General features: G+C 60.0%; 8 protein-coding genes. 6 read left to right on the top strand and 2 right to left on the bottom strand.

What is annotated here, in order from left to right; genetic code table 11:
* The first annotated feature begins 94 nt into the window (after window positions 1-94).
* Together ACIQJ2_RS17305 and mgtE are read left to right on the top strand one after the other, a co-directional pair.
* The gene (locus ACIQJ2_RS17305; protein WP_199147429.1) at window positions 95-1,108 is read left to right on the top strand and encodes a zinc-binding alcohol dehydrogenase family protein; all 1,014 of its coding nucleotides are present in this window, start codon (window positions 95-97) and stop codon (window positions 1,106-1,108) included.
* A 355-nt stretch (window positions 1,109-1,463) separates the two neighbouring features.
* Complete coding sequence (gene mgtE / locus ACIQJ2_RS17300) at window positions 1,464-2,837, top strand: magnesium transporter (protein ID WP_400667252.1); 1,374 nt, start codon at window positions 1,464-1,466, stop codon at window positions 2,835-2,837.
* Between the two features lie 51 nt (window positions 2,838-2,888).
* Here mgtE and ACIQJ2_RS17295 read toward each other — a convergent pair whose 3' ends face one another.
* Window positions 2,889-3,362 (bottom strand): Lrp/AsnC family transcriptional regulator, encoded by a 474-nt coding sequence (locus ACIQJ2_RS17295; RefSeq protein WP_199147433.1) that lies wholly within the window; start codon window positions 3,360-3,362, stop codon window positions 2,889-2,891.
* Window positions 3,363-3,507: 145 nt separating this feature from the next.
* On the opposite strand from ACIQJ2_RS17295, the gene ACIQJ2_RS17290 reads away from it, so the two are divergent.
* Window positions 3,508-4,422, top strand: a complete 915-nt coding sequence (locus tag ACIQJ2_RS17290) for a DMT family transporter (RefSeq protein WP_400667254.1) — start codon at window positions 3,508-3,510, stop codon at window positions 4,420-4,422.
* An 80-nt stretch (window positions 4,423-4,502) separates the two neighbouring features.
* Here the strand turns inward: ACIQJ2_RS17290 and ACIQJ2_RS17285 are convergent, their stop codons facing one another.
* Window positions 4,503-6,167 carry a 4Fe-4S dicluster domain-containing protein gene (locus tag ACIQJ2_RS17285; RefSeq protein ID WP_400667256.1) on the bottom strand — a complete coding sequence of 555 codons (1,665 nt, stop codon included), beginning with the start codon at window positions 6,165-6,167 and terminating at the stop codon, window positions 4,503-4,505.
* A gap of 295 nt (window positions 6,168-6,462) precedes the next feature.
* Between ACIQJ2_RS17285 and ACIQJ2_RS17280 the strand changes: the two genes are divergently transcribed.
* The 3 genes from ACIQJ2_RS17280 to ACIQJ2_RS17270 all read left to right on the top strand — a co-directional run bounded on the left by ACIQJ2_RS17280 (window position 6,463) and on the right by ACIQJ2_RS17270 (window position 12,038).
* Window positions 6,463-7,251, top strand: coding sequence for an SDR family oxidoreductase (locus ACIQJ2_RS17280; protein ID WP_400667258.1), 789 nt, complete (start codon window positions 6,463-6,465; stop codon window positions 7,249-7,251).
* Window positions 7,252-7,680: 429 nt separating this feature from the next.
* On the top strand, window positions 7,681-8,922 hold the full coding sequence (locus ACIQJ2_RS17275) for an efflux RND transporter periplasmic adaptor subunit (RefSeq protein ID WP_400667260.1): 1,242 nt from the start codon (window positions 7,681-7,683) through the stop codon (window positions 8,920-8,922).
* Entirely contained in the window at window positions 8,919-12,038 is a 3,120-nt protein-coding gene (locus ACIQJ2_RS17270; protein ID WP_199147443.1) for an efflux RND transporter permease subunit, read from the top strand. Before ACIQJ2_RS17275 ends, ACIQJ2_RS17270 begins: the two co-directional genes overlap by 4 nt.
* Window positions 12,039-12,183 lie beyond the last annotated feature (145 nt).

Below are 12,183 nucleotides of genomic sequence, written 5' to 3'. Positions count from 1 at the left end.
CTTTTTGTACCTACGTACAGAAATTGTGCATTCTTGCGCCATTTGAGGATAATGCGCATCTAGCCACTGTGCAACAAACCGAGGAGCTTCTCCCATGCGCGCAGTCGCCTACAAGCAACCGCAGCCCATTTCTGCAGACACATCCCTGATCGACGTCGAACTGCCGACGCCCGAGGCAAAGGGGCATGATCTGCTCGTCGAAGTGAAGGCCGTTTCCGTCAACCCTGTCGATGTCAAAGTCCGCGCCAACGTCGCTCCCGGTGAAGGTGAGTACAAGATCCTTGGCTGGGATGCGGCCGGCATCGTCAAGGCAGTCGGACCTGACGTCACAATGTTCAAGCCGGGAGACGAGGTCTTCTACGCAGGTGCAATCAATCGAGGTGGCTCCAATGCCGAATTCCATCTCGTTGATGAGCGTATCGTCGGCGCCAAGCCGAAGAGCCTGGATTTTCCGGCCGCTGCCGCTTTGCCGCTAACCGCGATCACCGCCTATGAAGCGCTGTTCGACCGCCTGAAGGTGCAGGACCCGGTTTCCGGTGTAGCCAATGCCATCCTCATTATCGGCGGCGCGGGGGGCGTCGGATCGATTGCCATCCAGATCGCACGGGCGCTCACCGATCTCACCATCATCGCCACGGCGTCCCGGCCGGAAACACAAGCCTGGGTGAAGGAACTCGGCGCTCATCACGTCATCGACCATTCGAAGCCGCTTGCGCCGCAAATGGAAGCCCTTGGCATCGGCGCGCCGGCTTTTGTTTTCTCCACGACGAATACCTCCGACCACATCGCATCGATCGTCGACATCATCGCACCGCAGGGCCGGTTCGCTTTGATCGATGACCCGAAGACGCTCGATATCGTGCCCTTCAAGCGCAAGGCGGTGTCTATCCATTGGGAGCTGATGTTTACGCGTCCCCTCTTCAACACCGCCGATATGATCGAGCAGCACAAGCTGCTGACAAAGGTCGCCGCGCTGGTCGACGCCGGCAAGATCCGCTCGACGCTGACGGAGACTGCGGGAACGATCAACGCCGCCAATCTGAAGAAGGCGCATGCCCTCGTCGAGACCGGCAAGATGAAGGGCAAGATCGTTCTGGCGGGCTTCTGAGCGGCCAAATCCGGTGCAAACCAGGCCGGGCGCTCGTCGTCCGGCCTGGCTATTTTGACCCATCCGCAATGCTACCTGTTGCGCCGCACAAAATTTCAAGCACCCAGGCAAATTTTTCTTTCGACATGAGGCCTTAAACCGTTTCCACCTCTTGACTTTTTATGCCTTCGGCGCGACTTCTGCCCCAGATGGAGAGCAGCGCTTTTCCATGCCGATTAACCGGAGCCATCTTTAGATGCCTAGCGACAGTAGTAGTCGATTGCCTTTGCCGTCAGTAGCATTCGTGCACTAACCGACTCCTGTCGGCTCGCCACGATCCGCTACGACGGCGGATCGACTGGAAAGGCGAGCTATAATGAACATCAACAGCTTTCCCGCGCGGGCTGGCAATGCCGCTCGTGCATTCATCAATAACAACCGCGGCGCCACCATCGCCGAACGCGTCGAGTCGCTGAATGTGCTCGATGTGGCCGAAGCCGCACGCATCCTCGCCAAAATGCCGGAAGAACGCGCCGTGCGCATTCTCGACCGGCCGGAACTGCGCAACGCACACGCTATCCTCGAAGTCATGGGCAATGCAGATGCCTCACGGCTGCTGCACGGCATGTCCAACGACCGTGTTGCCGACGTGCTGCTCGAAATGGATGTGGAGACGCGCGCACGGCTCTTCGCCACCTTCGACGAGCATGCCCGCCAGGCTATCCAGGGTCTGATGGGCTATCCGCCGCGCACAGCCGGCGGCATCATGACGACGGAGTTCGTCAGCGTTCTCGCCAGCTGGACCGTCGCCCAGACGCTCGATCATATTCGCCAGGTCGAGCGCTCCCGCGAAACCGTCTACGCCATCTACGTGCTGGACGACGAAACGCATGTGCTGCTGCATGTCGTGACGCTGCGCCGCCTTATCACCGGCGAGCCGGATGCCTGTATTCTCACCGTCGCGCAGAAGGGCACGCCGGTCACGGCACCGCCGCTGATGAAGCAGGAGGATGTCGCCCGCCTGATCCGGCGCCACGATCTGCTGGCGCTGCCTGTCGTCGACGACAAGGGTCACATGCTCGGCATCGTCACCGTTGACGACGTCATCGACACGATGATCGCCGATACGACCGAAGATGCCCAGAAATTCGGCGGCATGGAAGCACTCGGCCAGCCCTATATGAAAATCAGCTTCGGCGGCATGATCCGTAAGCGTGCCGGCTGGCTCGCAGCCCTCTTCCTTGGCGAAATGCTGACGGCAAGCGCCATGCAGCACTTCGAGGGCGAGCTGGAAAAGGCCGTCGTGCTGACGCTCTTCATCCCGCTGATCATGAGCTCCGGCGGCAATTCCGGCTCGCAGGCAACGTCGCTGATCATCCGCGCGCTGGCGCTCGGCGAACTCAAGCTCTCGGACTGGTGGCGTGTCGCGCTTCGCGAACTTCCCACAGGCATCGTGCTCGGCGCCATCCTCGGCCTCGTCGGCTTCACCCGCATCGTGCTCTGGCAAACCATCGGCCTGTTCGACTACGGCCCGCACTGGCAGCTCGTCGCCCTGACTGTCTTTGCAGCCTTGATCGGCATCGTCACCTTCGGTTCGCTTGCCGGCTCGATGCTGCCATTCGTTCTGCAGAAGCTGCGGCTCGATCCGGCCAGCGCATCAGCTCCCTTCGTCGCGACTCTCGTCGATGTCACCGGTCTTGTGATCTACTTCTCGGTGGCACTGCTGATCCTCAGCGGAACGATGCTTTGACCGCATTGAGATTTTCATCACAAAAGGGCCGGCAACGGCCCTTTTTCGTTTTCATTCCGGCGTCGGCAGCTTCAGCGCGCCATTGGCCTTGATCGTTCGTATCGCGAAGTTCGAGCGCAGATCGACCACCCCGGGGAGAGCCAGCAGCTTTTCCGACATTACCTTTTCGTAGGCGGCAAGGTCCGCCACCACGACCTCCGCCAGAAAATCGGCCGTTCCCGAAATCAAATGGCAGGCAACGATCTCGGGAATGGCGAGCAGCGCGGCCTGCTGCGCTTCGGAATTTTCCTTCGAATGATGACCGACCTTGAGTTCGACGAAGACGGTGAGGCCGAGACCGGCCTCCTTACGATCGATATCGGCACGATAGCCGCGCAAAAGTCCCGATTTTTCCAGATTGCGAATGCGCCTGAGGCAGGGCGATGGCGAGAGATTCACACGTTCGGCAATCTCGACATTAGTGGCGCGCGCATCCTCCTGCAGGCAGTTGAGGATGGCAATATCGAATTTATCCAGTTTTGGCATAATAGAGAAGTTTGGCCTCTCAGATTAGTGGATTAATGCTGATAGCACGATTTTCACGCCATAACTAGCAAGGACATGCCTCGGCCTTCGGCGCTATCTTTTCCTCGTTCACAAGATGAACTGAACGGATCGGAAGGATATGTCGATGACCGCTTTGTCGCTCTCCACACACAAGCCAACATCTACCGCGATGGGGTATGCGGGCGCTATCGTCACCGTATTGATTTGGGCAAACTGGATCCTCGCGACCCGTCATACCGCCGAGACGCAGATGAGCACGATCGACCTCGGCTTGATCCGCTACGGCGTGCCAGCGCTGATATTGGCTCCCGTCTGGTGGCGCACCGGTCTGCTGCCGAAAGGCGTATCGCTGAAACTGCTGGCCTTGATGGTCTGCGGCTCCGGTGCGCTCTTCTTTCAGCTGACCACCTTCGCCATTCAATTTACCCCTGCCTCTTCAGCCGGAATTCTGCTCGGCGGCTCCATGCCCCTCGCCGCTGCTGTCATCGGCATCCTGCTGTTTCGCGAACGGCTTGATATAACCCGCTGGCTCGGCCTTGGCGGCATTGTCGCGGGTGTCGTCATCCTTCTGGCACGCAGCCTTTACGGCGTGCAAATCTCCTGGGAAGGCTTTACGCTGCTGCCGCTCGCAGCGCTGCTTTGGGCTGCTTATACGCACGCCTTCCGTCGCTCGGGTCTAACGGCCGTGCAATCGAGCGCGCTCATCGCGGTCTGGTCGTTCCTGACCCATGTCGGCCTGGCTGCCATCTTCGGTAGCTCGCTGACTTCGCTGCCGCTGCCGGAAATCGGCCTGCAGGTCGTCAGCCAGGGGCTGCTGTCCGGCCTTGCCGCCACGCTTGCCTATGGCCTTGCTGTTCAGGCTCTAGGCGGCACACAGGCCGCAGCCTTCACCGCGATTACGCCCGTTCTTGCCACGATCGGCGGCGGGTTGCTGCTTGGCGAGGAAATCGGCGTGGCCGGGATCGCAGCGGCAATCGTCACCGGCATCGGTGTCGCTCTGTCCACTGGCCTGCTCGCTCGCAAGCCTGCCCGGCATTAATCGCATTCCTTGTACAGATAGTGGTTCCGTAGGGCCAAACGCATTGTTTCAGCGTTTGGCCCTACGTCACTCATTCCATCTCACATATTCGGATAGACCGGCCCCTCGCCGCCCTGCGGCGGTACCCAGTTGATATTCTGGTTGGGGTCCTTGATGTCGCAGGTCTTGCAGTGGACGCAGTTCTGGGCGTTGATGACGAAGGTTTCCTTGCCGTCCTTCTCCACCCACTCATAGACCCCTGCCGGACAGTAGCGCGTTGACGGACCGGCGAAGATATCGTGTTCGGACGATACCTGCAGCGCCATGTCTCCGACCTTGAGGTGTACCGGCTGATCTTCCTCATGATTGGTGTTCGACAGGAACACCGAGGAGAGGCGATCGAAGGTCAGGACACCATCCGGCTTCGGATAATCGATCTTCTGATGCATGGCCGCAGGCTCCAGCGAGGCCGCATCCGTCTTGCCGTGCTTCAGCGTGCCGAAGAAGGAGAAGCCAAACAGCTGGTTCGTCCACATGTCGAGCCCGCCGAGCGCCACGCCGACTGCCGTGCCGAACTTCGACCAGAGCGGCTTGACGTTCCGGACCCGCTTCAGGTCCTTGCCTATATCCGTCTGGCGCCATTCGTTCTCGATCTCGATCACTTCGTCATTGGCGCGACCGGCGGCAATCGCGTCTGCGATCTTGTCGGCCGCCAGCATGCCCGACAGCACCGCATTATGGCTGCCCTTGATACGAGGGACATTGACAAGGCCGGCCGAGCAGCCGATGAGCGCGCCGCCCGGGAAGGTGAGCTTCGGCACCGACTGGTAACCGCCCTCGGTGATGGCGCGGGCGCCATAGGAAATGCGCTTGCCGCCCTCGAAGGTGCCGCGGATGGCCGGGTGCGTCTTGAAGCGCTGGAACTCCTCGAAGGGGAAGAGGTAGGGGTTCTTGTAGTTCAGGTGCACGACGAAGCCGACCGCGACCAGATTGTCCTCGAGATGATAGAGGAACGAGCCGCCGCCCGTCTTCATGCCGAGCGGCCAGCCGAAGGAGTGCTGCACGAGGCCCGGCTTGTGGTTTTCGCGCTTGACCTCCCAGAGCTCCTTGATGCCGATGCCGAATTTCTGCGGCTCGCGGTCTCTCGACAGATCGAACTTGGCGATGAGCTGCTTGGCGAGCGAGCCGCGCACGCCCTCGCCGATCAGCACATATTTGCCCATCAGCGCCATGCCGCGCGTATAGTTCGGGCCGGGCTCGCCGTTCTTCTCGATCCCCATGTCCCCGGTGGCAACCCCGATGACGACACCCTGGTCGTCATAGAGCACTTCGCTTGCGGCAAAGCCGGGATAGATCTCGACGCCGAGCGCTTCGGCCTTCTCGGCCAGCCAACGACAGACATTGCCGAGCGAGACGATATAATTGCCGTGATTGTTCATCAGCGGCGGCATGAGGACATTCGGCAGCCGGACGGAGCCGGCGGGACCGAGAAGCAGGAAGTGATCCGCCTTGACTTCGGTCTTGAAGGGATGCCCCTCCTCTTCGCGCCAGCCGGGCAGCAGGCGATCGATGCCGATCGGATCGACGACCGCGCCCGAGAGAATATGCGCACCGACCTCTGCGCCCTTTTCGAGCACGACAACTGTCAGATCCGGATTGATCTGCTTCAGCCGGATCGCCGCCGACAGGCCCGCAGGCCCTGCCCCGACAATCACAACGTCGAATTCCATGCTCTCGCGTTCCGGCAGCTCGCTCGCGTCAGTCATTCACTCTCTCCGCTTGGCCGGCATCCCATGATATCGGATCGCAGCCTCATCCCCGTTGGGCATCTTCCCCGCTTTGATTATCTCTTGTCAAAATGGAAAGGGATTGTCGAGCCGGGAAGCGACAGGCGATCCTCCAATTCGTCCAACCCGACGGTCAAGTTAAATTACGCTTACGTTAACGTCAATAATTGGATCGCGTTTGCAACCTTCTTCTCGCCGGCGGCTTTCAAAGGCGGCCAATGGCGCTCTATAAGTATGGCTTGGGAAAATCCGGATAGCATTAGAGGTGATCGACATGGATCTTCGTATCGAGGGAAAACGCGCGCTGGTGCTCGCCTCCTCCAAGGGCCTCGGCCACGGTATCGCCGTCGCGCTGGCGCGGGAGGGAGTAAACGTCCTGCTCTGCGGCCGCAGCGGCGAACGACTCCAAAGCAATTGCCAAGCCATCAATGCCGAGGGCAAGGGTCGAGCAGATTGGATATGGGCCGACCTCAGCGACGAAAATTTCGTCGACATCGTCAGCAAGGCTGTAGCCGAGAAGCTCGGAGGCATCGGTATTCTCGTCAACAACAGCGGCGGCCCGACACCAGGGACGACCGAAGAAATGACCGCCGACCGGCTGGAGACCTATTTCATCACCATGGTGTCGCGGATCATCACGCTCACCAATACCCTGCTGCCGGCCATGAAGGCGCAAGGCTGGGGCCGCATTCTCACCGTCGCCTCATCCGGGGTCGTAGAGCCGATCCCCAATCTGGCACTCTCGAATACGCTGCGTCCCGCACTCGTCGGCTGGAGCAAGACCCTGGCCAGCGAAGTGGCGGCGCACGGGATCACCGCCAACATGCTTCTGCCCGGCAGCATTGCGACCGATCGCTTGGCCGAACTGGACACGGCCGCTGCCCGGCGTGGCGGCAAGAGCCTGGAGGATGTCAGCGCTGAACGCCAGCAGCGCATTCCGGCTGGCCGTTACGGTCGTGTCGAGGAGTTTGCGGCAACGGCTGCCTTTCTCTGCAGCGAACCGGCAAGCTATGTGACCGGAACGATGGTCCGTTGCGATGGCGGTGCCGCGCGTTCGCTTTAAATCGTCTCGCCCTTCGAAAAGAGCAGGCCCTTTTGTAAACGGGGCCTGTCAACACAATTGCGTGAGCATAGGCAAAGGCTACCATGAGCGTTAGGGGCCTGCTTCTCACTATAAATGCCGGAAACGACCAAGCAGCTGTCCAATCATTACATGACGGCAATCAAAAAATAGTCATTTGATCATTTATTGCGCCGCACAAGCGGTAGCAATTCCAAAGCTTTCCAAGCTTTAATTTTTCGTCCCGCCGAACTGTGATAGATTGCTGGGGATGAGCGTTCATGAATTCACGTTATAGGGACAGAATTACCGAACGTTAGCGGTAACGGCGATGTGATGAATTGCGGCGAAGCCCGTCTTTGTTGTGCGACGCAATAGATACACCTCGAGTCATCGCGCTTTTTGCAACTCGCTTCGACCGGTTCTTTAAATATGAAAAAATTCTGGCTTCCCCTCGGCCTTCTTGTCGTTGCAGCCCTTGCAGCCTGGGGCTATCGCGACCGTATTCCTTTTCTTTCCGCATTTGTCGATCAGGCCTCCGCAGAAACCAAGGATGCCAGTAAAGCCGCAGCGGCTGGCGGCAAAAAGCATCAGGCCGTATCCTCGGTCGTCAAAACTGCCGCAGTGGTGAAGAGATCGCTGCCGAACGACATCACCGCCACCGGCTCTGCCGTAGCGCAAAATGCGACGACCATCGCCGCACAGGAATCCGGCATCATTACTTCAATCGAGGCGCAGGACGGCGCAATGGTGAAGGCCGGCGATCTGATCGCGAAGCTGGACGCACGCACGGCGCAGGCCGCCGTCGACAAGGATCAGGCGACCATCGTCAAGGATCAGGCGACGCTTGCTGCTGCTGAATCTGCTCTGACCCGCGCAAAGAGCCTGCTCAACAATGCCGGCACGCAGCAGACTGTCGACCAGGCCGTTGCCGCACGCGACACCGCGGCCGCCGACGTCAATGCCGACAAGGCTCAGCTCGCATCCGACCAGGTCCTGCTGGAGAACACGCAAATCCGCGCGCCCTATGACGGACGTCTCGGGAATGTCGTCCCAAGCCCCGGCGCCTACGTCACGCCCGGCACGGCGATCGTGACCATCACGCAATACAATCCGATCTACGTTCAATTCCATATGCAGGAAAACCAGCTGCGGGAATTGGAAGAAGCACTGCAAGCCGGCACCGTGCCGGTCAGTACCGTTCCGAACTCGAGCAAGGGTAAGGCCCGCCAGGGCGCGGTCAGCTTCTTCAACAATACGGTCGACCCCGCTTCGGGCACCATCCTGGTCAAGGCGAAATTCGATAATGCCAACGGTGCGATCTGGCCCGGCCGATCGGTCAACGTCGTCGTTCATCTGACCAACAACCAGCCTGTACTTGTCGCTCCGACTGTTGCGATCAGCCCCGGCCCGGACGGCTTCTATGCCTATGTCGTCAAGGACAACAAGGTCCATCTGACGCCGGTCACCGTCGAGCGGCAGAACGGCGGCTTTACGGCTGTTGCCAAGGGCCTGACTGAGGGAGATCATGTCGTCGTCGAAGGACAGGTGCAGTTGATCGACGGCCAGACCGTCGTCGAACAGTTCAACGACGAAAAGTCTGAGAACGTGGCTGCAGCCAACGATCAGTCGAGCCAGAAGAGCGAAACGATTTCGGTTGGAGCACAGCAATGATCCCACAATTCTGTATCCAACGACCGGTGGCGACGACGCTTCTGGCGCTGGGTGTAGTCATGGCTGGTCTGGCTGGTTATCAGCTCCTGCCCGTCGCCGCCCTGCCCCAGGTGGACTTTCCGACCATCAACGTTTCGGCCCAGCTGACGGGCGCCTCGCCGCAGACGATGGCGACCTCGGTTTCCACGCCGCTGATCAAGCAGTTCGAAACCATCCCCGGCATCAGTGAAATCTCGGCGACGAACTCGCTCGGCAATACGAGCATCGTGCTGCAGTTCGATCTCAACCGAAGCATCGACGCCGCAGCCGCCGACGTTCAGGCCGCGATCTCGAATGCGACTCGGCAATTGCCCAACAACCTGACGACGCCGCCAGGCTACAAGAAGACCAACCCGGCCGACGCTCCGATCATGCTGCTTGCCGTACAGAGCGATACGATGCCGCGCAGCAAGCTGGACGAAATCGCCGAAGACATCATTTCACCGTCGCTGTCGACCCTTCCGGGCGTCGCGGAAGTTACTGTTTACGGCGCACAGACCTACGCCGTGCGTGTCGAAGTCGATCCGAACAAGCTGCAAGCTCGCGGCATCGGCATCGACACCGTCAACGCCGCGATCGTCAATGCCAACAGCCAGGTTCCGGTTGGCACTCTGCAGAACAGCAAACAGAGCATGACGCTCAATGCCAATACCCAGAACACCAACGCCGCGCAATTCAAGTCGCTGGTCATTGCCAGCCCCAATGGCGCGCCGATCCACCTCAGCGACGTCGCCGACGTTCAGGATAGCGTGCAGAACACCAATGCCGGCTCCTGGTACGACGGCAAGCAGGCAATCATTCTTGCCATTCAGCGCCAGCCGGATGCCAACACCGTCGACGTGGTCGATGCGATCAACGCAAAGCTGCCGCAGCTGCATGCGGAAATTCCGGCCTCGGTGCAGACGCATGTCATGAACGATTCGGCGCAGCCGATCCGGGATGCGATCTCGGACGTCAAATTCACCTTGCTCCTGACGATCAGCCTGGTCGTTCTCGTCATCTATCTCTTCACCGGCCATGTGACGGCAACGATCATCCCCGGTCTTGCCGTGCCACTGTCGCTGATCTCGACCTTCGGGATGATGTATGTACTGGGCTACAGCGTCGACAACATCTCGCTGCTAGGATTGACGCTCGCCGTCGGCCTTGTGGTGGACGACGCGATCGTCATGCTGGAAAACATATTGCGGCATGTCGAGGAAGGCATGCCGGTGCTGCAGGCAGCGATCAAGGGATCGGCCGAGGTCAGCTACACCATCATTTCCATGTCCATCTCGCTGATCGCGGTGTTCATCCCGATCCTGCTGATGGGTGGTGTCGTCGGTCGTATCTTCAACGAATTCGGCATGGTGGTTGCGATCGCCATCGTGTCATCGGCAATCGTCTCCCTCACCGTCACACCGATGCTCAGCTCGCGTCTGTCGGCGGGCCACGGCCAGCCGCCCTATCCGGTGCGCCTGTTCAACCGCGGTTTCGACTTGACCCAGCGCGGCTACGACAAGGGCGTCGCCTGGTGCTTGCGCAATCGTGGCACCGTTCTGCTCTGCTTCCTCGGCTCTGTAGCGCTCTCGGTCTATCTCTTCATGGTGCTGCCGGCGAGCTTCTTTCCGACGGAAGATATCGGGCGCCTGCAGATCTCCACCCAGGCGCGTCAGGATATTTCCTATCCGGCAATGCGTGACCTGCAGAACCAGGCCGCAGCGCTCGTCCAGAAGAACCCTGCCGTTGCCGGCGTGATGTCAATCGTTGGCGGCAGTGTCCGCCAGCCGTTGAACAATGGCACCATGTTCGTTCAAATGAAGCCGAAGGATCAGCGGCCTCCGCTGGACCAGACGCTGCGCGAATTGCGCACCAGCATCGGCACCATAGCAGGCCTGAAGGCTTATATCACGCCGCAGCAAAGCCTGCGCTTCGGTGGCCGCCAGACCGCCAGCCAGTATCAGCTCGTCATTCAGGCGCTGAGCGCCGACCAGACCAATCTCTGGGCCAACAAGATGCTGGACGCCATGCGTCGCGACCCAAGCTTTACCGACGTTGCGTCGGACGAGCAGAACAACGCACTGCAAGCCAACATCGTCATCGACACCGAAAAGGCGTCGCAATACGGCATCAACAACAATCAGCTGCGCACGACGCTAGAGGAAGCTTTCGGCGGCTATGACGCCGCGCAGATCCAGACCACCGGCGACAGCTACGACGTGATGGTCGAGTTCGACACAAGCAAGCCCTGGGACGACCAGAGACTGCAGGATATCCACGTAGCCTCGTCAAACGGCTCGCTGGTTCCGTTGTCCAACTTCGCCCATGTTCAGCGCACGACCGGCCCTGTCACCATCAACCAGACAGGACAGCTCGTTTCGACCACTGTCTCCTTCAACCTGCCGGCTGGCGAAGCGCTTGGCGACGCCACGGCGCGGATCGATCAGATCAAGAAGGACATCAACATGCCGGCGGACATCTTCACGTCCTACGGCGGCACGGCGCAGATCTTCCAGCAATCGCAGGGCAGCACGCCTTATCTGATCCTCGCAGCCGTGCTGACGATCTACGTCGTTCTCGGTGTTCTCTATGAAAGCTTCATCCATCCGCTGACCATTCTGTCGGGCCTGCCGGCCGCAGCTCTCGGTGCGCTGCTTGCCCTGAAGGTCTTCGGCTTCGACCTATCGATCATCGCGTTAATCGGCCTGTTGATGCTGATAGGCATCGTGAAGAAGAACGCGATCATGATGATCGACGTCGCGCTGGAAACGCTACGATCGACAACGGGAATATCGCCCGCGGAGGCAATCCATGAAGCATGCGTCCGTCGTTTCCGCCCAATCATGATGACGACCTTCTGCGCGCTGCTCGGCGCCCTGCCGATCGCAGTCGGCGGCGGCGCGAGTTCCGAGCTTCGGCAGCCGCTCGGTATCGCGGTCGTTGGCGGCCTCGTAGTCTCACAGCTTCTGACACTGTTCATCACGCCGGTGATCTTCCTTGAGATGAACCGCCTGAACGACTTCCTCGGTCGCTTCGGCAAACGCAAGGACGACGATCCGCACCACAAGGAACCGCCGTCGGCCATTGCCGCGGAATGACAAGATCGGGCGCCGAAGGGCGCCCGTTTCATTTGCGCGGAGCGAAGCAACGAAGCCCTTCCGACTGTGTCCCGCTCCTCCATCGACGTAGGGAAATAAAACCGGCGCCGCGTCTTGCACTTGCGGCGAAGCCATGCCATGACGC

The sequence above is a fragment of the Rhizobium sp. NPDC092011 genome, from assembly GCF_044756305.1.
Lineage (GTDB): Bacteria > Pseudomonadota > Alphaproteobacteria > Rhizobiales > Rhizobiaceae > Rhizobium.
This window is presented reverse-complemented; position numbering and strand designations above follow the sequence as displayed.

Coding starts and splice junctions, on each gene's coding strand:
- ACIQJ2_RS17305 (WP_199147429.1), top strand. CDS start 95: ATGCGCGCAGTCGCCTACAAGCAACCGCAGCCCATTTCTGCAGACACA.
- mgtE (WP_400667252.1), top strand. CDS start 1,464: ATGAACATCAACAGCTTTCCCGCGCGGGCTGGCAATGCCGCTCGTGCA.
- ACIQJ2_RS17295 (WP_199147433.1), bottom strand. CDS start 3,362: ATGCCAAAACTGGATAAATTCGATATTGCCATCCTCAACTGCCTGCAG.
- ACIQJ2_RS17290 (WP_400667254.1), top strand. CDS start 3,508: ATGACCGCTTTGTCGCTCTCCACACACAAGCCAACATCTACCGCGATG.
- ACIQJ2_RS17285 (WP_400667256.1), bottom strand. CDS start 6,167: ATGACTGACGCGAGCGAGCTGCCGGAACGCGAGAGCATGGAATTCGAC.
- ACIQJ2_RS17280 (WP_400667258.1), top strand. CDS start 6,463: ATGGATCTTCGTATCGAGGGAAAACGCGCGCTGGTGCTCGCCTCCTCC.
- ACIQJ2_RS17275 (WP_400667260.1), top strand. CDS start 7,681: ATGAAAAAATTCTGGCTTCCCCTCGGCCTTCTTGTCGTTGCAGCCCTT.
- ACIQJ2_RS17270 (WP_199147443.1), top strand. CDS start 8,919: ATGATCCCACAATTCTGTATCCAACGACCGGTGGCGACGACGCTTCTG.